21 protein-coding genes are annotated in these 22,149 nt (G+C 67.2%); 13 read left to right on the top strand and 8 right to left on the bottom strand.

Annotation, left to right across the window (positions count from 1 at the left end; translation table 11 throughout):
* Window positions 1-66 precede the first annotated feature (66 nt).
* Window positions 67-1,386, top strand: coding sequence for an HNH endonuclease signature motif containing protein (locus tag ASE48_RS12440; protein ID WP_082614144.1), 1,320 nt, complete (start codon window positions 67-69; stop codon window positions 1,384-1,386).
* Between the two features lie 63 nt (window positions 1,387-1,449).
* On the top strand, window positions 1,450-2,637 hold the full coding sequence (locus tag ASE48_RS12435; protein WP_057167403.1) for a CaiB/BaiF CoA transferase family protein: 1,188 nt from the start codon (window positions 1,450-1,452) through the stop codon (window positions 2,635-2,637).
* On the opposite strand, the gene ASE48_RS12430 is transcribed toward ASE48_RS12435, so the two are convergent.
* Genes ASE48_RS12430 through ASE48_RS12405 form a run of 6 tightly spaced genes read right to left on the bottom strand, consistent with a single transcriptional unit; the run spans window position 2,614 to window position 9,321 of the window.
* Window positions 2,614-4,074 (bottom strand): class I adenylate-forming enzyme family protein, encoded by a 1,461-nt coding sequence (locus ASE48_RS12430; RefSeq protein ID WP_057167402.1) that lies wholly within the window; start codon window positions 4,072-4,074, stop codon window positions 2,614-2,616. The genes ASE48_RS12435 and ASE48_RS12430 overlap by 24 nt on opposite strands.
* Complete coding sequence (locus tag ASE48_RS12425; protein ID WP_057167401.1) at window positions 4,067-5,506, bottom strand: class I adenylate-forming enzyme family protein; 1,440 nt, start codon at window positions 5,504-5,506, stop codon at window positions 4,067-4,069. The genes ASE48_RS12430 and ASE48_RS12425 overlap by 8 nt, the downstream gene beginning before the upstream one ends.
* Complete coding sequence (locus ASE48_RS12420; RefSeq protein WP_057167400.1) at window positions 5,503-6,936, bottom strand: class I adenylate-forming enzyme family protein; 1,434 nt, start codon at window positions 6,934-6,936, stop codon at window positions 5,503-5,505. Before ASE48_RS12420 ends, ASE48_RS12425 begins: the two co-directional genes overlap by 4 nt.
* On the bottom strand, window positions 6,936-7,712 hold the full coding sequence (locus ASE48_RS12415) for an enoyl-CoA hydratase/isomerase family protein (protein WP_057167399.1): 777 nt from the start codon (window positions 7,710-7,712) through the stop codon (window positions 6,936-6,938). Before ASE48_RS12415 ends, ASE48_RS12420 begins: the two co-directional genes overlap by 1 nt.
* A gap of 2 nt (window positions 7,713-7,714) precedes the next feature.
* Entirely contained in the window at window positions 7,715-8,518 is an 804-nt protein-coding gene (locus ASE48_RS12410) for an enoyl-CoA hydratase/isomerase family protein (protein ID WP_057167398.1), read from the bottom strand.
* An 8-nt stretch (window positions 8,519-8,526) separates the two neighbouring features.
* Window positions 8,527-9,321, bottom strand: a complete 795-nt coding sequence (locus ASE48_RS12405; protein ID WP_082614143.1) for an enoyl-CoA hydratase/isomerase family protein — start codon at window positions 9,319-9,321, stop codon at window positions 8,527-8,529.
* Window positions 9,322-9,412: 91 nt separating this feature from the next.
* Between ASE48_RS12405 and ASE48_RS12400 the strand changes: the two genes are divergently transcribed.
* From ASE48_RS12400 to ASE48_RS12390, 3 genes are all read left to right on the top strand, one after another.
* Window positions 9,413-10,171, top strand: coding sequence for a FadR/GntR family transcriptional regulator (locus ASE48_RS12400; protein ID WP_057167396.1), 759 nt, complete (start codon window positions 9,413-9,415; stop codon window positions 10,169-10,171).
* Window positions 10,164-11,036, top strand: a complete 873-nt coding sequence (locus ASE48_RS12395) for an enoyl-CoA hydratase/isomerase family protein (protein ID WP_057167395.1) — start codon at window positions 10,164-10,166, stop codon at window positions 11,034-11,036. The genes ASE48_RS12400 and ASE48_RS12395 overlap by 8 nt, the downstream gene beginning before the upstream one ends.
* Before the next feature lie 74 nt (window positions 11,037-11,110).
* A complete protein-coding gene (locus ASE48_RS12390; RefSeq protein WP_057167394.1) occupies window positions 11,111-12,286 on the top strand; it encodes a thiolase family protein in 1,176 nt (391 codons plus the stop codon).
* A 32-nt stretch (window positions 12,287-12,318) separates the two neighbouring features.
* On the opposite strand, the gene ASE48_RS12385 is transcribed toward ASE48_RS12390, so the two are convergent.
* Window positions 12,319-13,065 carry a TetR/AcrR family transcriptional regulator gene (locus ASE48_RS12385; RefSeq protein WP_057167737.1) on the bottom strand — a complete coding sequence of 249 codons (747 nt, stop codon included), beginning with the start codon at window positions 13,063-13,065 and terminating at the stop codon, window positions 12,319-12,321.
* A gap of 217 nt (window positions 13,066-13,282) precedes the next feature.
* Between ASE48_RS12385 and ASE48_RS12380 the strand changes: the two genes are divergently transcribed.
* The 8 genes from ASE48_RS12380 (at window position 13,283) to ASE48_RS12345 (ending at window position 21,791) form a co-directional block, all read left to right on the top strand.
* On the top strand, window positions 13,283-14,044 hold the full coding sequence (locus ASE48_RS12380) for a crotonase/enoyl-CoA hydratase family protein (RefSeq protein WP_057167393.1): 762 nt from the start codon (window positions 13,283-13,285) through the stop codon (window positions 14,042-14,044).
* A gap of 44 nt (window positions 14,045-14,088) precedes the next feature.
* Window positions 14,089-14,886 (top strand): SDR family NAD(P)-dependent oxidoreductase, encoded by a 798-nt coding sequence (locus tag ASE48_RS12375; protein WP_057167392.1) that lies wholly within the window; start codon window positions 14,089-14,091, stop codon window positions 14,884-14,886.
* 101 nt (window positions 14,887-14,987) lie between these two features.
* Window positions 14,988-15,809, top strand: a complete 822-nt coding sequence (locus tag ASE48_RS12370) for an enoyl-CoA hydratase (protein ID WP_057167391.1) — start codon at window positions 14,988-14,990, stop codon at window positions 15,807-15,809.
* A gap of 13 nt (window positions 15,810-15,822) precedes the next feature.
* On the top strand, window positions 15,823-17,070 hold the full coding sequence (locus ASE48_RS12365) for an amidohydrolase family protein (protein WP_057167390.1): 1,248 nt from the start codon (window positions 15,823-15,825) through the stop codon (window positions 17,068-17,070).
* A gap of 8 nt (window positions 17,071-17,078) precedes the next feature.
* A complete protein-coding gene (locus ASE48_RS12360; protein WP_057167389.1) occupies window positions 17,079-18,695 on the top strand; it encodes an acyl-CoA synthetase in 1,617 nt (538 codons plus the stop codon).
* Window positions 18,692-19,534, top strand: a complete 843-nt coding sequence (locus ASE48_RS12355) for an amidohydrolase family protein (protein WP_057167388.1) — start codon at window positions 18,692-18,694, stop codon at window positions 19,532-19,534. Before ASE48_RS12360 ends, ASE48_RS12355 begins: the two co-directional genes overlap by 4 nt.
* A 2-nt stretch (window positions 19,535-19,536) precedes the next feature.
* The gene (locus ASE48_RS12350; protein ID WP_057167387.1) at window positions 19,537-20,598 is read left to right on the top strand and encodes an acyl-CoA dehydrogenase family protein; all 1,062 of its coding nucleotides are present in this window, start codon (window positions 19,537-19,539) and stop codon (window positions 20,596-20,598) included.
* 14 nt (window positions 20,599-20,612) lie between these two features.
* Complete coding sequence (locus tag ASE48_RS12345) at window positions 20,613-21,791, top strand: acyl-CoA dehydrogenase family protein (protein WP_057167386.1); 1,179 nt, start codon at window positions 20,613-20,615, stop codon at window positions 21,789-21,791.
* 7 nt (window positions 21,792-21,798) lie between these two features.
* Here the strand turns inward: ASE48_RS12345 and ASE48_RS12340 are convergent, their stop codons facing one another.
* A complete protein-coding gene (locus tag ASE48_RS12340; protein ID WP_057167385.1) occupies window positions 21,799-22,077 on the bottom strand; it encodes a CBU_0592 family membrane protein in 279 nt (92 codons plus the stop codon).
* Window positions 22,078-22,149 lie beyond the last annotated feature (72 nt).

Here is a 22,149-nt window from a genome sequence, read left to right as displayed (position 1 = left end):
GCTGGATGCCGATTTCACCGTGTTCGACACCGCGGAGTTGTTGGGGCTGTTGTCCGAGCGGGAGCAATCGGCGGGAAATCCTGGAACGACGTACTGGCCACCCGGGACCGCCTCAGCAGCGCCGAGGCCGGGCGCCGCATCGCGCAGGCCCGCGACCTCGGACCCCGCCACGCGCTCAATGGTGAGGTGTTGGAGCCGCTCCTACCCGGGTGCGCGGTGGCGCTGGCGGCCGGCAGCATCAACACCGCCCACATCACAGTGATCCGGTCGGCGTTGAAGCAGGCCTCGCGATATCTCGATGCCGGCGAGCGGGCCCAGATGGAGGCCACCCTGGTCGCGGTCGCCGAGACCAATGCCCCCGAGACGCTGGCCGAGCTCGCCGAACAGATGGTCTACGTGCTCAACCAGAACGGCGATGGCCCGGACCTGACGCGGCACAAGGTGGGTTTGACGATCGGAAAACCCGATATCGATGGGCTGGCCAAGGTGTCGGGGCGGGTGGATTCGGAGTTTGCGGCCTACCTGCGCACCATCCTGGACGTGTGGGCGCGGCCGGGGATCAACAACCCCGACGACCCACAGCCCCAGCACAATCCGGTGCCCAACCCGCTCGAAGAAGAATCGGCGGTGGCACCCGGGCCCGAGGTGGGGGACGAACCTGGGCCTGCCGAGGAGCGCCCACTTCCACGCGACTTCGGCGAGCTGGCTGATCTCGCTGACACCTTGCCCCCACCGATCAAGCGCGACCTGGAGCCGCCGGCCGGTGATCACCGCACCCAAGCCCAACGCAACCACGACGCCATCAAAGCGGTCCTGCGCGACACCCTGATGTCCAAACGCCTCGGCCAACACAACGGGCTACCCGTCACCGTCGTCGTCTCCACCACGCTGGCCGAACTCGAAGCCGGTGCCGGGATCGCGGTCACCGGCTCCGGAACCCGCATGCCCATGCGCGATCTGATCCGCCTGGCCGAGCACGCCCATCACTACCTGATCGTCTACCGCCGCCACACCGCCGAACCGCTCTACCTGGGGCGTTCGAAACGCCTGGCCACCAAGGCTCAACGCCTGTTGCTCTACAACCGCGACCGCGGCTGCACCCGACCCGGCTGCACCAAAGGCGCCTGTCACTGCCAGGCACATCACGCCCATCCCAGCTGGCACCACGGCGGGTACACCGACGCCCCCGACCTCGCACTCGGCTGCGGACCGGACAACCGGCTCGCCGAACTGGGGTGGACCAACAGCATCGACCCCGCCACCGGCCGCTGCCACTGGCACCCACCACCACTCATGGACACCGGTGGGGACACCCTCAACCACCACTTCCACCCCGAAGAACTCCTCCCACCCAGGGAGAAACCCGACGATGAAGACAGCCCATGACCGCCTGTACCGCACCATACTGTAATACTTACAGTCGGATACTCGACGAAGGTGGGTCCAGTCATGCCAGGCGTCCTCGACGGGATACGGGTCCTCGATTACGGCCGATTCATCGCCGCGCCGTGGTGCAGCGCCATCCTGGCCGATATGGGCGCCGACGTCCTGCGGGTGGAGAAACGGGAGGGCGGCGAGGACCGTTGGGTTCAGGCGGTCACCGACGGCGGTGAGGGCGGCACCTTCCTGCAGTGCAACCGCAACAAGCGTTCGCTGACATTGGATTCCACCACCGCTGAGGGGGCGGAGATCACCCGCCGCCTGGTGGCACGGGCCGATATCGTCGTCGCCAATATGCCGGCCGCCGGGATGCGGGCGAGCGGTCTGGACTATGACACCCTGCGCGCCGTCAAGCCGGACATCATCCTGGCCAGCGCCACCGCGTACGGCGAGGGCGGCCCGTACAGCAACAAAGTTGGCTTCGACGGCGCGGGACAGGTCATGTCCGGGGCGGTGTACCGGCAGGGGCTACCCGAGCAGCCCATCCGAACGGTGGTGCCCTACACCGATTTCGGCACCGCCCTCACCCTGACGATCGGCGTCATGATGGCGCTCTACCACCGTGATCGCACCGGCGAGGGCCAGCACGTCGAGGGCGCCCTGCTGCCGACAGCGCTGATGCTGTCCAACGCCTTTCTCATCGAGCGAGAACTGCTGCAGACGGACAAGCCGCGCATGGGCAACCGGGGCGCGTCGGTCGCGCCCTGCGACCTGTACCGCACCGCCGACAACGAATGGGTGCTGCTGCAGGTGGCTGGACAACCCATGTTCAAACGATGGTGCCGTCTCATGGGCCGAGAAGAACTGTTCGACGACCCGCGTTTCGCCAATGACGACATCCGCTGGGAGAACGGCGATGTCCTCAACGACATCATGTCGCAGTGGTGTGCCGACAAGACCAAGGCGGAGGTCCTCGAACTACTGGAGCAGGCCAAGATGCCTGCCGCGCCGCTGTACTCCACCCAGGAGGTGCTCGACGATCCGCACATCCAGGCCATGGGTTACCTGAAGCGGGTGCCCTTTCCCGGCGCCTCCCGCGACGTGCCGATCATCGAGACCCCGTTCCGCATGTCGGCGACCCCCGGCAGCATCCGGCATCGGGCGCCACTGCTCGGCGAGCACACCGATGCGGTGCTCGGTGAGATCGGTTATGACGCAGCGCAGATCGCCGGGCTACGGGCCGGCGCCATCGTCTGACGCCTGGATCATCTCGCGGATCCGGTGCTTGTCGACCTTGCCGGTGGCGCCGAACGGAACCGCGTCCTCGCTGTCCAGGATCAACCAGACCGTCGGGACCTTGAAGGCGCTGAGCACCTCTTTGGCCGCCGCGCGTAACTCGTTGGCGGACAGACTCGTCACCACGGCGGCGGCGACACGGCCGTCCACATCGACCACGAACACCGCCCGTATCCCGGCGATCCCACGCAGCGCACGTTCCACCTCGCTGGGGTACACCGTCGCGCCACTGACCTTGAACATGTCATCGGACCGGCCCCGGTAGAACAGGAACCCGTCCGCATCGAGAAACCCGAGATCACCGGTGGGGTAGTACCCGTCCGGGGTGAACACCTCCTCGCGGCTGCGCCGGCAGATCCCGCGCAGGACGTGCGGTCCGCGGATCTGGATCTGGCCCACCTCGCCGGCGGGCATGGGCGCACCCGTCTGGACATCGGCGATCCGCACATCCATCCCGGCGAACGGCTTCCCGCAACTGCCCCAAGTCGATTGCGGCATATCGGCGTCGGCGGGGTATCCGCTGTACGGCCCGAACGATTCGGTCATCCCGAACAGTGAGGCGCGCGCACCCGATGCCGATCGCAGCTCCGGCGCCAACAGCGCCTCCAGGCTTCCCACCCGCAGATCGGGTAACGGCTCCGACAGATAGCGTGCCAGCGCCGCTGCCTGGTCCGGCCATCCGCGAAACAGCGTGACCCGTTCGCGGCGAAGCAGATCCAGCGTCGACTCGGCCTGCGGGATCGGCTCGGTCACCAGGGTGGCGCCCGCCAGCAGCGCCGACAGGATCCCGGCCCCGAAACCACCCACCCAGAAGAACGGCATCGGCAGATACAGCCGGGTGTCCTCGGTGATGAGGCGTGCGTCCAGCCCGGAACGCACCGCGGCCAGCGCACTGCCGTGGGAATGCAGAACCCCCTTCGGCGGCCCGCTGCTGCCCGAGGTGAACATGATGACCAACGGGTCGGCGGGCCGCACGGGTGGGAACGCCGCGGCGCCGCGCAATGCCAGCACCTCGCTCGGCGTCCAGACCCGGCGCAGGGATGGCACCGGATCCGGTGTGTAGCGGCGGCCGCGGAACTCCTCGACGGCGATAAGATGCTGGACCGACGCCGTACGCAGCTGTGCGGTGACCTCCGATGTGGTGAGTAGTGTGCTCAGTGGCACCAGCACCGCGCCGATCCGGGTGACGGCCAGCGCGATCCGCACCCAGTCAGCGCTGTTGGGCATGATCAGCCCGACCCGGGTGCCCTTGACGATTCCGGCGGCGAGCAGGCCGGCGCCCAACGCGGCGGTGCTCGTGGCGAGCTCGCTGTAACTGATCCGGGTGTCCGGGTCGATCACCATCGGCTTGCTCTCGGCGGCCCGCGCGCGGATCAGTCCGTCGATGGTGTCAGTCATCGAAGAGCCTCGCCAACGCGGGCATGTCGATTTTCCCGCTGGACAACATCGGGACATCGGCGGGGCGGCACGTGAGGAACCGTCTGGGCACCTTGTAGGACGACAGCGTCTCCCGCAAGCCCCGGCGGAGCGCCTCGGTGTCGACCGGACCGTCACTGACGATCACGGCGGCCACGATCTGTCCGCGCTGCGCGTCGGGCAGACCCAGCACATGGGCGACGAATCCCTGCGCCGCGAGGGCTTTCTGCACCTCGCCGGGCGTGACATTGGCTCCGGAGGTCTTGATCATCGAACCGGCGCGGGTCAGGTAATAGAAGTAGCCGTCCGCGTCGACACGCACCAGATCGCCGGTGTGAAACCAGCCGTCGGCGTCGAAGCAGTCCTCGCGGCTGCGTCCGTAGTAGCCCTGCATGACGTACGGCCCGCGGATACAGAGCTCACCGGTGGCGAGCACCTTGGTGTCGAAACCCGGTGCGGGACGGCCGAAGCTACCGCGCCGGTGCTCGGGCTGATCGGACTCGTCACCGTCGATCAGCAGCACACTGCCGGCCTCGGTCATCCCCAGCATGTTGTGCCGCAACTCGGGATCGGACGGCCGGACGTCCGGCGCCATGATCGGGTACAGATTGCCGCGTCGCAGCGCGGACAGGTCCCGGTCGGCGAAGCTGGGGTGACGGGTCAGATGCGCGATACCCGCCGCAAAGCCGTTGGTGACGTTGGGGCGCACCGCCTCCAACAGATCCAGGGTTTCGCCCGCATCGCTGGCATTCGAGCAGACCAACGTGGACCCGGCGACGATGGTGGCGAGCAGCCCGAACGCGAAGCCGCCGATCCAGAAGAACGGCGAATTGCAGAACAAGGTGTCCGAGGCCGTCAGCCCGCGGATCTCGTTGAGATTGCGCTGATGCCCGAGCAACCCGGCGTGGGTGTGCACCGCGCCCTTGGGTGGGCCGGTCGACCCGGAGGTGTAGATGATCGCCAGTGGATCGGAGCCGTCGACGTCAGCTTGCAGCCCGGTCAGGTCGGGTTCGGCCGCCGACGGCGGGTCGAAGAGCACATGGCGCAGGCATGGCGCATCGATGCCGGCCAACAGCTGCCGATAGTCGTGCTGGCGGAACGATGCTGCCGCCAAGAGGATCTCGGTGTCACTGTCGATCAGCTGGGTCGTCAACTCCGCGGCGGTCTGGAAAGTGGAGAACGGCACCACTACCGCACCGATGCGCGCGGCGGCCAGCATCCCGACCACGAAGGCGGCGCCGTTGGGGTACAGCAGCCCGACGTGGGTGCCCTTCCCGGCACCCAGCCCGACGAGGCCACGCGCGAGTTCCGTGGATCGCAGGTCCGCCGCGGCATAGGTGAGTCGTTCGTCGTCGCAGATCAGCAGGACGTGATCCGCCCGGCGGCGGATCAGGTCGACAAGCGACCCAATCATGAGCCGGCGAAATGCTCTCGTACCGCCCCGAGATCGGCCTTGCCGGACGGGGTGCGCGGTATCACCTCGACGATGGCGATGTCGGTGGGGATTTCGTAACGGGCCAGTCGAGCGCCGAGGTACTCCGCCAACTCTTCGGCGGAGGCCTGACCGTGCAGTTCGACCATCGCGACCGGGGTCTCGCCGAGGCGCTCATCGGCCCGGCCGATCACCGCCGCGCCGCGTACCGCGGGGTGGCTCTCCAGGGCGGTGCGCACATCGTCGGGCATCACCTTGAAGCCACCTCGGATGATGGCCTGATCGGCGCGGCCCAAGATCCACACGAACCCGTCGGCGTCGATGCGCGCGAGGTCGGTGGTGCGGATCCAGTCCCTGGAAGACATCTGGGCAGGAATGACTTCCAACAACCCGTGCTCGTCCGGGCCGAGGACGCGCCCCGCCTCGTCGACCACCCGTAACTGCGCACCGGGATTCGCCCGGCCCACGCTGCCACGCTTGGCCTGCCAGTACTGCTGATGGTCGGCCAGCGTCCAACCGGCCACCCCGCCGCCGAATTCGGTGGCCGCATAAGAGGTCAGGACCGGTATGCCGAACTTCGCGGTGAAGGCGTCGGCATCGTCGGCGGACAACGGGGCGGTCCCGGAGGTGACCGCACGCACGCCGGCGAGATCCTCACGGGTGAGTTCGGAGTGCAGCACCATCCGCAGCGCCGCCGGCACCAGAGAGACCGCGCGCGGTGTGTGCTCACGCACGGCGTCGGCCCAGCGCTGCAGGTCGAACTTGGGGAGCAGCACGAATGACCGGGCTTCGCTGATACACAGCAGGATCCGGAACACCCCGCCGACGTGCACCAGCGGGGAGTTCACTATCGCCACCCCGCGCCGCAGCTCGGTGGGTTCGTGCCACGGCAGCTGTCCCAGCACGCTGCGGGCCAGCATGTCGTAGGTGAGGTCGACGCGCTTCGGTGGTCCGGTGGTCCCGCTGGTCAACATCCACACCGCGACGCCGGGGCGGCGGGCGTCATCGATGGTGGTGCCCAACAACTCCGTCGGGGCGGTGTGGAGATCGGAGATGGTGATCACCGTGCCGGTGACCGACGGTGTCACCAGGTTGGCGATGTCGTCGTCCAGCCCGATGAGGACCGGCAGCCCGAGTGCGGCGATATCGGCGCGGGTGCGGTCATCGCCGCGGGACGGGTTGATGACCACGACGGTGCCGCCGGTCTCCAGCACGCCGAGCAGGGCGGCGACGTGGGCGGGCTGATTGCGCAGCATGATCCCGACCCGGACGGGGCCGGTGAGCGCGCCGATGCGCCGCGCCAGGGTGGCGAGTTGCCCCCAGCTGGACCACTGGCCGTCGTACTGCAGCGCCGGCGCCGACGGATCCAGGTCCAGTACGGTGCTGATGCGTCGCGAAAGCGGATGGGACATCAACGGATCCGTGGCGGCGTCTTGGGGATCGGTCGTGCGGCGAGCTCATCCTTGGCGATCGGGTTGCCCAGCCGGGTGTAGATCAGTCCGTGGTCCATCGCGGCCCGGTACGGTTTGTCCAGTGACTCCCAGATGGCCTTGACGGTGCCCTGGGTCGCGGTCGGTGGTTTCGCGGCGATGGCGGTGGCGATCTCCTCGGCCCGGCTCCACAGTGCGTCTCGGGACACCACCTCGGTGACCAGTCCGATCCGCAGCGCGGTGTCGGCGCCGACGCGCTCGTCGTTGCCCATCAACGCCATCCGCAGGGTGTCCCCGAGACCGACCCGGCGCATCAGCCCGATCGGCTCCAGCGCTGACACCAGCCCGGCACTGACATGGGAGTCGAAGAAGGTGGCCTCCTGTGAGCAGATCACCACATCGGACTCGTTGACGAAGTACAACGCTCCCGCGGTGCACATGCCCTGTACCGCGCAGACCACCGGCTTCCACATCTTCTGCCATTTGGGGCTGAGCAGCTCGCCCGGATCCTCGTGGTTCCACACGATCCCGGGTTGTCCATAGCTGGATTTGACGTCCAGTCCCGCGCTGAAGGCGCGGTCACCGGCGGCGCGCAGCACCACGGCGTTGATGCCCTCGTCGTCCTTGATGGTGTGCCAGGCATCGCGCATCTCGTGGCACATGGCGCGGTTGAACGAGTTCAGCGCGTCGGGGCGGTTGAGCGTGATGGTGGCGACGTGCGTGTGGTGGTCGAAATCGAGCAGGATGGTGGCTGCCATGACTACCGGGCCTGCCAGTTGGGCTTGCGCTTCTCCACGAACGCGCGCGGCCCCTCCAGCGCATCCTCGGTGCGGGTGACCCGTTCCCGGAACGTCTCGGCCAGGATCTCACCCTCGTGCAACGGCAGGTCCAGGGTCTTGTGGATGGCGAGCCGGGTACCCCGTACCGCCAGCGGCGCATTGAGATTCACGGTGTCGGCAATCTCGTGCGCGCGCTCCAGCAGTTTGTCGTGCTCGACGATCTCGGTGATCAACCCGAGTTCGTAGGCGCGTTGCACTGTCATCCGCTCGTGCTTGCCCATCAGCGCCATCCGCAGGGCGACCGACCGGGGCAGCGCCTTGGCCAGGCGCACCATCTCCCGGGCGGCGACCAGGCCGATGCTGACATGCGGGTCGAAGAAGGTGGCCTTGTCCGAGGCGATGACGATATCCCCGGTGGTCACCCAGTCCAGCCCTGCACCGCAACAGATTCCGTTGACGGCGACGATGACGGGTTTGGTCATGGTCCGAAACGGCGGGGTGCCCTCCTGTGGGGCCTCCCACTGTTCGTAGGTGGACAGGTATGGGCGTTCGTTGAGCACCTTGCCGTCGCCGGGGATCTCCTTGACATCGGCGCCGGTGCAGAACGCCCGCCCATTGGCGGTGACGATCATCAGCCACACGTTGTTATCGTCCTCGGCCTGCTGATAGGCCGCCCGCAGTTCGGTGATCATGTGCGGTGACAACGCGTTGAGCGCGTCGGGCCGGTTCATGGTGATGGTGGCCTTGTGGCCGTCGACGTCATAGGTGATCGTGTCGTAGCTCATGATTCCTTTCAGCGCCCCTGGAAGTCGGGGTCGCGGCGTTCCCGGAACGCGGCCAGGCCCTCTTTGAAATCGGCGGTGCGGCAGGAGAGTTCCAGATTGGAGAGCTCCTGGTTCATGGACTGGGGCAGGGTGGCGTGCTGGCCGTAGGCGATGGCCTGTTTGGCCAGCCCGATGGCGACCGTGGGTCCACTGGACAGCCGGGCCAGCAGTTCATCGGCGGCGGTCTGCACCTCGTCGGCGGGCACCGCGCCGTGGATCAGCCCCCAGTCGGCGGCGTCGGTGCCGCTGACCTTCTCGCCGAGCAACAGCATCCGCTTGGCGCGGGCCACGCCGGCCAGCCGGGGGAGCAACCAGGTGGAACCCGAGTCCGGGCTGAACCCGCGGGAGATGAACGGCTCCCAGAAGGTGGCGCCGGTGTCGGCGACGGTGAAGTCCGCGGCCAGGGCCAGGTTGCAGCCCAGCCCGACGGCCCAGCCGCGGACAGCGCAGACCACCGGCAGGTGGATGGTGGCGACGAGTTCGATCACCCGGTGGGCGGTGTGCGGGATGCGCCGGACCAGGTCGCCGGTGCGGGGACGTTCGTCGGACGCATTGGTGGACACCCAGTCGGCACCGGTGCAGAAGTGGTCACCGGCGCCGGTGATGAAGAGGGCGCGCAGCGAATCATCACTGGCGGCAGCGGTCAGGATGCCGACCAGATCGTCGATCATCTCGTGGTCCAGGGAGTTTCGGCGTGCCTGCCGATCGAGCGTGATCCGCAGGACGGAGTCTCTGCGGGAGGTGGTCACCGAACCGTCGCTCACCTGGCACCCGGCCTTTCCATATCTATACAGTTGCCCATACAGTAGGCGATGCGGTTACTATCTTGTACAAGTTAGCAAGGAAAGGTCGTCGATGGAAGGACGCGCCCGGCGCATCCGGCAGCCACGGGTTGCCGAGATCGTTGCGTCCAAACTGCGTGACGACATCCTGTCCGGTCGGCTGCGTGCCGGTGACATCCTGCCGACCCAGGAGAATTTGTTCCAGGAGTTCGGCGTCAGCCCGCCGGCGCTGCGCGAGGCGATCCACCTGTTGGAGACCGACGGCCTGATCTCGGTGCGACGGGGCAACATGGGCGGGGCGGTGGTCCAGCTGCCGTCCGCGGAACGCACCGCACACATGATCAGCATGGTGCTGCAGACCCGCGCCGCCACCCCGGCCGATGTCAGCGGCGCCCTGCTGCACCTGGAGCCGATCTGCGCGGGCATGTGCGCGGCCCGCGCGGATCGCGCCACCGAGGTGGTACCGCATCTGCAGGCCGAGATCGACACCCAGACGGCACAGTTCGATGATTCGGCGCAGTACGTGCGCAATGCTCGCCGCTTCCACGAGGTCCTGGTGGCGCGGTGCGGTAACGAGCCGATGATCCTGCTGATCGGCTCGCTGGAACTGATCTGGTCCACCCACGAGTCGCAGGTGTGGGGCGACGACGTGAACGAGAAGACGATGCGGGCAGCCCTGCGTGACCATCAGCGTCTGCTCGCCGCGATCTCCGAGGGCAATGTCGCGCGCGCCACCAAGCTGGCGGCCGACCATCTGACCGCGGCCCGGCGGACCACGCTGGCCGCCGGAACCGATAAAACCATTGAAGCGAGGCTGATTTCGCATGACTGACGACCGGGTGCTCTTCGAGGTCGATGCGGATCGACGCATCGCCACCATCACCTTCAACAACCCGAAACAGCGCAACTCCTATGACGCGGCCATGCGCGATGAGATCGCGCGCCACCTCGATACCGTCGCCGATGATGACGACATCACCGTCGTGTTGCTGCGCGGTGCCGAGGGCGTGTTCAGCACCGGCGCCGATATGAACAATGCCTACGGCTGGTATGGCGAGAAGGAGAAGGAGTCCGCTCCCAAGAAGTCCCGGCCCAGCCAGCGCCGCCGACTCACGGTGGACCGCAAGTCGTTTGACTTCTACCACAACTTCCTGGGCTTCCCGAAGGTCACCGTCGGCGAGATCAGCGGCTACGCCCTCGGCGGCGGTTTCGAGATGGCACTGATGACCGACATCTCGGTGATCGCCCGCGACACCAAGATCGGGATGCCCGCCACCCGTTTCCTGGGTCCGGCGCTGGGCAGCCTGCACATGTTCTTCCACCGGCTCGGCCCGGTGCTGGCGCGCCGGATGCTGCTCACCGGCGACATCATCGAAGCCGGCACCGTCGAGCACCTCGGTGTCTTCACCGACACCTGCGATGCCGACAAGGTCGCGGCCCGGGCGCAGTACTGGGCACAGAAGGCCGCCAAGATGCCCGCCGACGGCGTGGTCATCGCCAAGGAAGCCTTCCGGTGGGTCGAGCAGAGTCAGGCGTATCAGGGCGAAGAGGTCGCGAGCTACATGTTCCACGCCTACGGCACCAACCTGCAGTTTTCGCCGGGGGAGTTCAACTTCGTCAAGACCCGCGCCCAGCACGGGACCAAGGAGGCGTTCCGGCTGCGTGACGAGCATTTCCACGTGCCGGAACCGCAGTAGCCAACCGCACAACGGAGCGCCTACAGTGGGTGCTACGTTTACATAAACAACGGATATCGTAAAGGCGGAAAGATATGCCCCAACCCGTGATCGTCGGTGCTGCCCGCACCGCCATCGGCCGGTCCTTCAAGGGGACGCTGGTCAACACGCCGCCGGAGGCACTGCTCGGCGCGGTCATGCCCGAAGTGGTCCGCCGCGCAGGTATCGATCCATCGGTCATCGACGACATCATCATCGCCGAATCGCATTACGGCGGCGGCGACCTCGCGCGCTACGTCGCACTGGTGGCAGGTTACGAGAATGCGCCCGGCCAGGCCGTGAACCGGCACTGCGCGGGCAGCCTCACCGCGATCGGCAACGCAGCGGCCCAGATCGGCTCCGGTATGGAGCGGGTGCTGCTCGCCGGTGGTGTGCAATCGCTGTCGATGACGCCGCTGATGAACCAGCGCATTCCCGGTCCGGAGCTGAAGTTCGAGGAGCGCTGGCTGCCGCCCATTCACCCGGAGGCCCCGGACGCACCGTCCCGCGATATGTCCATCACCGTCGGATGGAACACCGCACAGTCCTACGGGCTGACCCGCGAGGAACTCGACGCCTGGGCGGCGCGCTCCCATCAGCGTGCGGTCGCCGCGCAGGATGCGGGAAAGTTCCTCGACGAGATCGTGCCCCTCAAGGTGACCCAGCCCGACGGCTCGGTCATCGAATTCAGCGTCGACGAGCATCCGCGCCGGGACACCACCGTGGAGAAGCTCGCCGGCCTCAAGGTCCTGCACCCGGAGATCGAAGGATTCTCCATCACCGCGGGCAACAGCAGTGGCACCAATGATGCTGCCGCTGCTGTCGCGGTGGTCGCCGACGATTACGCGGCCGGGGAGAACCTCAATGTGCTCGCCAAGGTGCGGGCCTGGGGTTCGGTCGGCGTGCCGGCCAAGGACACCGGTCTGGGCGGCGTGAAGGTGATCGGCAAGGTCCTCGAGCGCGCCGGCCTCAAGCCCTCCGACGTGGCGCTGTGGGAGATCAACGAGGCCTTCGCCTCGGTACCGGTGGCGGCGGTGCGCGAATACGGCCTCGACGAAGAACTGGTCAACTTCTCCGGCAGCGGCTGCAGCCTGGGCCATCCGATCGCCGCCTCAGGCGCCCGGATGATCACCACCCTGATCTACGAACTGCAGCGTCGCGGCGGCGGTATCGGCGTGGCGGCGATGTGCGCCGGCGGCGGTCAGGGCGGCGGACTCGTCATTGAAGTGTGATCAGCATCGAGGTGTGATCTCGAGAGTCTGAACTACCGGGCGGACTTACCCCGGCCCTTCGGGGCCGGGGTTTTCGCTTTGCTGCCACCCTCAAGCCGGCGGCTCGCGTGCTCCAGGATGCAGTCCAGGCCGAACTCGAAGTTGTTCTCGTCGGAGGCCCCGAAGCTGTGACCCTCACTGGTCACCTGCGCCAGCAGCGGTGCGACCTCCGGATCGATGACCAGGGTCTGGTCATAGGCGCCCGGCCCCTCGTCGCCGGTGTTCTTCTCCGCGAGGCGCTGCAGCACCACCGAGCCCCGGACATGCAGCGTGACCGCCGAATAGGTGTCGAAGGCGTCCTCGGCGCTCAACCCGGCCTCGACGAGCCCGGAGATCGCCTTCTCCATCTCCAGCACACCGAGTTTCGCGGCGCGCGGGCTCAGCGCGGCGCGGATGAGGATCAGATCGCACAGGATCGGATTGCCGGTGAAGGTCTTGCGCATGGTGCGCGCGTGGTTGCGCAGCGTCTCGCGCCAGTCCCTGGCCTCCACATACGGCGTGGCGAACACGTACTCGCTGAGCGCGCGATCGGTCATCGCGTTGAGCAGGTCGTCCTTCTTGCGGAAGTACCAGTAGATGCTGGTGACGCCGACACCCAGGTGCTTTCCGAGCAACGGCATGCTGAGGTTGTCGATACCGACCTGCTCGGCGAGTTCGAAGGCGCCCTTGATGATGTCGTCGGGATTGATCGATCCGCGCTCGCGGCGCTGTCGTTTCTCGGCAACCGGTTGCTTCGCCACGGCGGGCACCTCTTTCGCGATCGATGCTGCGGCTCGCAGCGGTTCACTTTCCGGGCTCGGGCAGTGAACCGTCAAGCTTACCGGTAGCCATACCGTCGTGGCCGGTACGCACGTTCTCGGGTGGGTTATACGGCGCTCTCGTCCGGCTACCGTAATCAATATAGTAATGTTTTCCGGGATCCGACCCGCCCCATTTCTTCGAATGCGAGGACCGAGAGTGGCCGACGAAATCCTGACCGAGCGCCGGGGCCGCACCCTGGTCATCACCATCAACCGGCCCGAGGCGCGTAATGCGTTCAATCTGCCGGTGGCACAAGGCCTCGCGGCCGCGATGGATGAGCTCGACGACAGCCCGGAGCTGTCGGTGGCGATCCTCACCGGTGCCGGTGGGAACTTCAGCGCCGGGATGGACCTGAAGGCCTTCGCTTCCGGCGAGCTGCCCTATGTCGAAGGGCGCGGTATCGGTTTCACCGAGCGCCCGCCCCGCAAACCCGTGATCGCCGCCGTCGAGGGTTACGCGCTGGCCGGTGGCACCGAGATGGTGCTCGCCACCGACCTCATCGTGGCCTCGCGGACAGCGAAGTTCGGCATCCCGGAGGTCAAGCGCGGACTGGTGGCCGCCGGCGGCGGGCTGCTGCGGCTGCCGCATCGCATCCCGTATCAGAAGGCTCTCGAATTGGCGCTCACCGGTGAGCATTTCACCGCCGAGGACGCCGCCCAGTGGGGCTTCGTCAACAAGCTGACCGAGCCGGGCGAGGCGCTCGCCGGTGCGCTGGAACTGGCCGAGAAGATCACCGCGAACGGTCCGCTGGCGGTGGCGGCGACCAAGGAGGTCATCGTGAAGTCGGCCGAGTGGAGCCAGGCCGAGATGTGGCAGAAGCAGAACGAGCTCATCGGCCCGGTGTTCGCGTCCAAGGACGCCATCGAGGGCGCCACGGCGTTCGCCGAGAAGCGCGCCCCGAACTGGACCGGCAGCTAGCAGGCGGAGGGCAGGAGCGGAGCGACCCGAAAGTGATGTAGCTCGTGGATCTCGGATTCGCCGGTGCCGCAACCGTCGTCGTCGGCGGTGGCCGTGGCATGGGATTCGCCACGGCGCAGTGCCTTGCCGACGACGGGGCCCGGGTGGCGATCATCGGACGGTCCGCGGACGTGCTCGACGCCGCCACGGCGGATCTGGCCCGACGGGGGAGTCCGGACGCCGTGGCGATCGTCGCCGACATCGGTGACGACGCCGCGGTGCAACGGGTGTTTGCCGACCTGGCTGAACGCTGGGACGGGGAGCTCAACGCGCTCATCAATACCGTCGGCCCCGGCGCGGCAGGCAACTTCGAAGAGCTGACCGACCAGCAGTGGCAGGAAGCCTTCGATGCCGGCCTGATGGGCATGGTGCGCTGCGTGCGAGCCGCACTCCCGTTGCTGCGCAAGGCGGAATGGGCGCGCATCGTGAACTTCTCGGCACATTCGACCCAACGGCAGAGCACCCGGCTGCCGGCCTACACCGCGGCCAAGGCTGCGGTGAACAGTGTCTCGAAGAACCTGTCGCTGCAGTTGGCGCCCGACGAGATCATGGTGAATGTGGTGTCCCCTGGCAGCATCTCCTCGGAGGCCCTGCTGGGCTGGGCTGAATCGGTGGGCGTGGACGGCAGCGATCCGTATGCGCTGATGTCGGCCATCGACGAGCACTTCGGTCACCCCGCGCACCTGCCGCGGGCCGGGCAGACCAGTGAGATCGGGCCCGTCGCCGCCTTTTTGGCGTCCAGGCGCAACTCCTACATGACCGGCGCCAACATCAACGTCGACGGCGGCAGCGACTTCCTCTGATTTCGGCAAGTTTTCGCTGGTCGAAGCGCATCCGGGGGGCTTGCGGAATGCACTACCGATAGGTATACAGTAAGTATGCTTAAACGGGAGGTGGCCGACCTGTGACCGTCGCGGACAGTGTGAGTACAGAGGCGGTGCTGTACGAGGTCACCGCCGGTGGCGTCGCCGTCATCACCCTCAATCGCCCGGAGCGGCTGAACTCCTGGGCCGCCGACATCTCCCGCGGGGTGTACGCGGCCTTCGACCGTGCCGAGGCCGACGAGGCGGTCCGGGCCGTCGTGCTCACCGGCACCGGCCGCGGATTCTGCGCCGGGGCCTATATGGGTGCCATGCAGGATCTCGGCGCGTCCATCGGCGCGGACACCGATGTCAGCAAGATCGTCGGTGAACGCCATCCGCACTTTCTGACCACCCTGCGTAAGCCGGTGATCGCCGCGATCAACGGCGCGTGCGTCGGTATCGGCCTGACCCATGCCCTGATGTGCGATGTCCGGTTCGCCGCGGACGGCGCGAAGTTCGCCACCGCCTTCCCGCGGCGCGGACTGATCGGCGAGTACGGCATCACCTGGATTCTGCCCCGGCTGGCCGGATGGGGTGCTGCCGCAGACCTGCTGCTGTCCGGGCGCACCTTCTTCGCCGATGAAGCCGCCAAGCTCGGCCTGGTCAAAGAGGTTGTGCCGCCCGAAGATCTGCTCTCCACCGCGCTCGCGTACGCCGAGGATCTGGCCCGCAACTGTTCACCGGCCTCGATGGCGGTCATCAAGCGCCAGATCTACGGCGATGCCCACGACGCGGTCACCGACGTGAGTGCGCGCGCCGAGTCCCTCATGCACGAGTCCATGGTGCGCCCCGACCTGGTCGAAGGCATCACCGCGTTCTTCGAGAAGCGGCCGCCGAACTTCCCTGCACTGAAACAGCTTTGAAAGGTTGACCCACATGTCTGACACACCAGAGCGTCTGCCCTACCTGGCCGTCGACGTCGACAACCACTACTACGAGCCGATCGATGCCTTCACCCGGCACCTGCCCAAGGAGTTCAGGAGCCGCGGTGTGCAGATGGTGCAGGACGGCAAGCGGACGCTGGCGGTGTTCGGAGGGACGGTCAACCACTTCATCCCCAACCCGACCTTCGACCCGATCATCGAACCCGGCTGCCTGGACCTGCTGTTCCGCGGCGAGATCCCCGAGGGCGTCGACCCCGCGTCGCTGATGAAGGTCGACCGGCTCTCCGAGCATCCCGAGTACCAGAACCGTGACGCCCGGCTGCAGGTGCTCGACCGTCAGCACCTCGAAACGGTGTTCATGCTGCCGACGTTCGCCTGCGGCGTGGAGGAAGGGCTCAAGCACGATATCGAGGCCACCATGGCCTCGGTGCACGCCTTCAATCTGTGGCTGGACGAGGACTGGGGCTTCGAGCGGCCCGACGGACGCTTCATCTCCGCGCCGATCATCTCGCTGGCCGATCCGCAGAAGGCGGTCGAGGAGGCCGAATTCGTCATCGGCCGCGGTGCCAAGCTGGTCTGCGTGCGCCCGGCTCCGGTGCCCGGGGTGGCCAGGCCACGGTCGCTGGGTGACCCGTCGCACGACCCGGTCTGGGCCCGGCTGGCCGAGGCCGGCGTCGCGGTGGTGTTCCACCTGTCCGACTCCGGATACATGGCGATCCCGGCACTGTGGGGCGGCAGCGGGGTGTTCAAGGGATTCGGCAAGCGCGACCCGCTGGACATGGTGATCATGGACGACCGCGCCATCCACGACACGATGGCCTCGATGATCGTGCACCAGGTGTTCACCCGGCATCCCACGCTGAAGGTCGCCAGCATCGAGAACGGCTCCTACTTCGTCTACCGGCTGATCAAGCGTCTCAAGAAGGCCGCCAACAATGCGCCGTACCACTTCAAGGAAGACCCGGTGGAACAGCTGCGCAACAACGTCTGGATCGCGCCGTACTACGAGGACGATGTGAAGCTGCTCGCGGCCACCATCGGTGTGGACAAGATCCTGTTCGGCTCGGACTGGCCGCACGGTGAGGGCCTGGCGGACCCGACCACGTTCACCGCCGACATCCCGCAATTCCCGGAGTTCAGTCTGGAGGACACCAGGAAGGTCATGCGCGACAACGCACTCGAGCTGCTCGGCGATGTCACCCGGGTCGCGCCCGGCGTCGCGCACCTGGTGTCGGCGTAGCCAGCGCGATGAGCGAATGGACCATCGGCGCCGTCATCGACGCCATCGCCCAGGCAGTCCCGGACCGGGAGATGACGGTGTGCGGAACACGGCGCACCACCTTCGCCGAGGGTGCGGACCGGACCCGGCGGCTGGCGAACTTCCTGGCCGGTCGCGGGCTGGGTGCGCACCGCGAACGCGATGAACTGCACCGATGGGAATGCGGGCAGGATCGCGTCGCACTGATCTTGCACAACGATCTGTATCCAGAGATGGTGATCGGGTGCCTGAAGGCCCGGACGGTGCCGGTCAACGTCAACTACTACTACTCGCCGGGCGAGGTCGCCGACCTGCTGGCCCACCTGAAGCCGCGGGCGGTGATCTATCACCGTTCGCTGGGGGCCAAGTTCGCCGACGTGTTGGACGCCGAACTGCTCATCTCGGTCGATGACGGCGACGGGGACGAACTTCCCGGTGCGGTACGAATGGAAGACGCACTGGCCGAGGGGGATTCGGATTGCGTGTCGGCACCGTCCCCGGACGATCTGTTGATGATCTGTACCGGCGGCACCACCGGGCGCCCCAAGGGTGTGCTGTGGCGCCAGGGGGACATCTACGTGTCCTCGATGAACGGGGCCGACCACGACGAGGTCGGGGAGATCCACGACAAGGTGGCGCACGCCGGGCCGCCGTGGTTCGCGGTCTCGCCGCTGATGCACGCTGCCGGGTTGTGGACGGCGTTCTCCGGGCTGCTGTCCGGGCAGACCGTCGTGCTGCACGACACCAAGGCGAAGTTCGATCCGCGCACCGTGCTGGAGACCGCGGAGCGCGAGAAGGTCGGGCTGATGACGATGGTGGGCGACGCGTACGCCGCTCCCATCGTCGAAGAGCTCGGCCGGCGGTCCTATGACCTGTCCTCGATGTTCGCCATCGGCACCGGTGGCGCGGCCACCAACCCGAAACATCAACGGGCCCTGCTGGATCACATCCCGCAGATCACCATCATCAACGGCTTCGGTTCCTCGGAGACCGGGAACATGGGTTTCGGGCACACCCAGCGCCAGACCGACACCGCCGACACCTTCCAGTTGCGGCCCGGCGGTCTGGTGCTCGCCGAGGACTACTCCCGCTTCCTGGAACCCGGTGAGGCCGAGGTGGGCTGGGTGGCCCGAAACGGCCGGATCCCGCTGGGGTACTTCGACGACGCCGACGCCACCGCCAAGACCTTCCCCGAGGTCGGCGGCCAGCGGGTGGTGGTCTCTGGGGACCGTGCGGCACTGGATCCCGACGGCAGCCTGCGGCTGTACGGCCGGGACTCGCTGGTGGTGAACACCGGTGGGGAGAAGGTCTTCGTCGAGGAGGTCGAGGCAGCGTTGCGGGCGCACCCTGATGTCGTCGACGCCCTGGTGGTCGGCAGGCCCAGTGAGCGGTGGGGCGAGGAGATCGTCGCGATCGTCGCGCTGCACCCGGACGCCACGGCGACCGCAGAGTTGTTGCGCGAGCACAGCTGCACGGTGCTGGCGCGTTTCAAGGCGCCCAAGGAGGTGCTCTTCGTCGAGCAGGTACGCAGGCTCGGCAACGGCAAGGCCGATTACCGGTGGGCGAAGAGCCACGCGGTCGAGGCAGCGGCGATGGGGACGGTATGACAGCGCGAGTTATCGACTGTCTGGCCAATGTGCATTTCGGCGAGACGGAACACCAGCCCACCTTCATGACGAAGGTGCGCGACGACTACTTCAAGGGCCCGAAGTCGATGTACGACCCGATCGACCTTTCGGCCCTGCTCGACGAGATGGACACCCACGGGGTGCGCAAGGCGATCCTGATGGACTCACTGGCCAAACCCTCGGTGACGGCGCGCAAGTTCGTCGAGGCCCATCCGGAGCGGTTCGCGCTGGCGATGGGCGGGGTCAACCTGCTGCGGCCCATCCCGTCCCTGCGCGAGCTGGCCGCCATCACGAAGGATCTGCCGGTCGCCTATACCGTTGTCGGCCCCAGCTTCTGGGCCGACGGCCAGTATCCGCCCAGCGACGCGGTCTACTACCCGCTCTACACCAAGTGTGCCGAGCTGGAACTGCCACTGTGTGTCAACACCGGGATGCCGGGTCCGCCGATCCCGGGTGAGGTGCAGAACCCGATCCACCTGGACCGGGTGTGCGTCCGCTTCCCCGAGCTGAAGCTCTGCATGATCCACGGTGCGGACCCGTGGTGGGATGTCGCGATCAGAATGCTGATCAAGTACCAGAACCTGCGGTTGATGACCTCGGCGTGGTCGCCGAAACGGCTGCCGGACAGCCTGTTGCACTACATGCGCACCCGCGGGCCGAAGAAGATCATCTTCGCGTCGGACTATCCGGTACTGCGGATGGAACGCGTGGTGCCCGAAGCGCTCGCGCTGGACCTGCCCGCCGAGGTGCTGGACAACTACCTCTACAACAACGCCGCCGAGTTCTTCTTCGGCGAAACCGGGAACCGGGAGAACTGACGATGGACCGCTACGAATTGCGCAGGCTGGACTACAGCCTGACCGAGGACCACAAGGACCTGCAGGCCGCATACAAACAGTTCTTCAAGACGCACTCCGATATCGAGACCGTGCGCGCCGCCGAGGCAAGCGGATTCGACAAGAGCCTGTGGGAACGGTTGTGCAGCATGGGCGCAACGACCATGGGCCTGCCCGAGTCGGTCGGCGGTGACGGGGCGACCCTGGTCGACCTGACGCTGGTCGCCGAAGAGATCGGGCGCTACCTGGCCCCGGTCCCGTGGATCGACCACGTGGTCGCCGCTCGGCTGCTGGCGCGCCTGGGTGCGCTGACCGGTGATGACGCCGACGGCATCGTGGCGGGCACCACCCTGGTCGCGCTGGACCCACAACAGGTGGCGCCCAGCGGCGCGCGGCTGATCCCCGCCGGGTCGATCGCCGGGCACATCGTCGTCCGCGACGGTGAGGACATCGTGAAGCTCGGCTACTCCAGCCCGCCGGCCAAGGTCGACAACATCGGCAAACTGCCGATGGCCTGGGTGGACCCGGCCGCCGCCGACGACCGCGTCGTGCTCGGCAGTGGCGCCGAGGCCCTGGCCGAATACCAACGGGCACTGGATGAGTGGCGACTGCTCACGGCGGCCGCGCTGGTTGGCCTCGTCGAGGAAACCATGACCATCGCCGCCGAGTTCGCCAAATCCCGCTACACCCTCGGCGTGCCGATCGGCACCTTGCAGGGCATCTCGCACCCGTTGGCCAATATCGCCATCACCGTCCAGAGCGGGCGCGGCCTGGCCCGGCGCGCGGCATGGTTCCTGGACAACGAACCACAGGAACGACCCGAACTCGCGCCGTCGGCATTCGTGTTCATGTCCGAGGAGGCCGCCAAGGCCGCCACCGTCGCCGTGCATGTCCAGGGCGGGCTCGGGGTGTCGGCCGAGGCCGCCGCCACCGCCTACCTGGTCCGGGCCCGCGGCTGGGCGCTCGCCGGCGGAGACCCGGGCGCCACCGCAGTACACATCGCGCGGATCGTCACCGCGCGCGAGAGCCAGTCGGCCCAGGTCTAAGGAGCAGCACAGCGATGGACTTCTCAGCAGTAGAACTGTCCGCGGAGGACAAGGCGTTTCAGGCCGAGGTCCGTGAGTTCCTGGCGGGCGTGGTGACCGAGGATGTGATCCGCCGCGACCGCGAGACCGGTGACAACTTCGACGAGGGCGTGCACCTGGCGCTCGGGGCCGCCGGGTACCTGGAGAAAGAATGGAAGACCGAGGCCGACGGCGGGTTCAGCCGGGTGCGGCGGCGCATCTGGGAACTGGAGAAGCGCCGCGCCGAGGTGCCCTGGGTGACCTGGGGTACCACGTCGATGGTGGCGCGCTCGGTGGCCAAGTTCGCGCCCGACGAGATCCGTGACGAGGTGCTGGCCGGTGTCTTCGACGGGACGGTGCGGCTGTGCCTGGGTTACACCGAACCCGAGGGCGGCTCCGATGTCGCCACCTGCAAGACCCGCGCCGTGCGCGACGGTGACCAATGGATCATCAACGGCTCCAAGATGTTCACCACCGGGGCGCACAACTGCACGTACACCTTCCTGATCACCAACACCGACCCGGACGCGCCGAAGCACAAGAGCCTCACCATGTTCCTCGTACCGCTGGATCTTCCCGGCGTCGAGATCCAGGGCATCCGCACCGTGGACGGGGACCGCACGAACATCGTCTACTACTCCGATGTCCGCGTCGACGACAAGTACCGCCTCGGTGAGGTCAACGGCGGCTGGACCGTGGTGCGCGAACCGCTGGACGCCGAGCACGGTGCGGTCGCGGCCGCCGATGACGGCCTGGCCGATGTGGCGATCATGGCGCATCAGGCCGGCTTCATGGTCGAGGCCGCCGACAACGTCGCCGCCGTGGTGCAGCGCTCGGGCGCCATCGATGACGCCTCGGTCGGATACCGCCTGGGCCGCAGCATCGCCCGTATCGAGGCATCGCTGTCCGCGCCGAGCATCTTCGGTCGTGTAGCGCTGGCGCAGACCATGCGTGATGTTGCACCCGACCTGATGGACGTCGCCGGATCGGTGGCCGCGCTGCCGATCGGCGCCGACGGCGGCTGCGACGACCGCAGCGAGTACGTGTATCGCTTTGCCCCGCTGGTGGGGATCTACGGCGGGACCCTCGAGGTGTTCCGCAACATGATCGCCCAGCATGTCCTCGGATTGGGCAAGCCCAACTACTCGCCGCCCGCAGCGAAGAGAGCGTCCTGACGCGAGGTCAGGACGCCGCACACGCCTCGGCCGGCAACCGGGTGCGTGCGGCCCCGTCCCGGTACAGGGCGGCGACGCTCATGGCGCCGATGGCTGCCCAGGCATAGTTCGATGCGGCGCTGGGCCACGCGCCGTACAGCGCACTCGCGGTGCCGCCGAGCACGCCGCCGACGATGTTCAGCGCGGCGTAGCGCCGGGAGGCGTTGGACAACCAGCCGCGACTCAGGGACAAGTACGCCACCAGCGTGCCTGCCGTCCCGACCCACCCCAGAGTTGCCGCAATCATGTGCTCCGCCTTCGATCTCGCTGCTTTCACCGGAAAGTATCGAGGTCGGCTGCGTTAAACACAATTGAATAG

Source organism: Mycobacterium sp. Root265, from assembly GCF_001428895.1.
Taxonomy (GTDB): domain Bacteria; phylum Actinomycetota; class Actinomycetes; order Mycobacteriales; family Mycobacteriaceae; genus Mycobacterium.
This window is presented reverse-complemented; position numbering and strand designations above follow the sequence as displayed.

Bases quoted from the DNA above. Each gene is read 5' to 3' on its own strand.
- ASE48_RS12390 (WP_057167394.1), top strand. From the start codon at position 11,111: ATGCCCCAACCCGTGATCGTCGGTGCTGCCCGCACCGCCATCGGCCGG.
- ASE48_RS12355 (WP_057167388.1), top strand. From the start codon at position 18,692: ATGACAGCGCGAGTTATCGACTGTCTGGCCAATGTGCATTTCGGCGAG.
- ASE48_RS12420 (WP_057167400.1), bottom strand. From the start codon at position 6,936: ATGTCCCATCCGCTTTCGCGACGCATCAGCACCGTACTGGACCTGGAT.
- ASE48_RS12345 (WP_057167386.1), top strand. From the start codon at position 20,613: ATGGACTTCTCAGCAGTAGAACTGTCCGCGGAGGACAAGGCGTTTCAG.
- ASE48_RS12365 (WP_057167390.1), top strand. From the start codon at position 15,823: ATGTCTGACACACCAGAGCGTCTGCCCTACCTGGCCGTCGACGTCGAC.
- ASE48_RS12360 (WP_057167389.1), top strand. From the start codon at position 17,079: ATGAGCGAATGGACCATCGGCGCCGTCATCGACGCCATCGCCCAGGCA.
- ASE48_RS12410 (WP_057167398.1), bottom strand. From the start codon at position 8,518: ATGAGCTACGACACGATCACCTATGACGTCGACGGCCACAAGGCCACC.
- ASE48_RS12340 (WP_057167385.1), bottom strand. From the start codon at position 22,077: ATGATTGCGGCAACTCTGGGGTGGGTCGGGACGGCAGGCACGCTGGTG.
- ASE48_RS12400 (WP_057167396.1), top strand. From the start codon at position 9,413: ATGGAAGGACGCGCCCGGCGCATCCGGCAGCCACGGGTTGCCGAGATC.
- ASE48_RS12395 (WP_057167395.1), top strand. From the start codon at position 10,164: ATGACTGACGACCGGGTGCTCTTCGAGGTCGATGCGGATCGACGCATC.
- ASE48_RS12415 (WP_057167399.1), bottom strand. From the start codon at position 7,712: ATGGCAGCCACCATCCTGCTCGATTTCGACCACCACACGCACGTCGCC.
- ASE48_RS12350 (WP_057167387.1), top strand. From the start codon at position 19,537: ATGGACCGCTACGAATTGCGCAGGCTGGACTACAGCCTGACCGAGGAC.
- ASE48_RS12430 (WP_057167402.1), bottom strand. From the start codon at position 4,074: ATGACTGACACCATCGACGGACTGATCCGCGCGCGGGCCGCCGAGAGC.
- ASE48_RS12425 (WP_057167401.1), bottom strand. From the start codon at position 5,506: ATGATTGGGTCGCTTGTCGACCTGATCCGCCGCCGGGCGGATCACGTC.
- ASE48_RS12435 (WP_057167403.1), top strand. From the start codon at position 1,450: ATGCCAGGCGTCCTCGACGGGATACGGGTCCTCGATTACGGCCGATTC.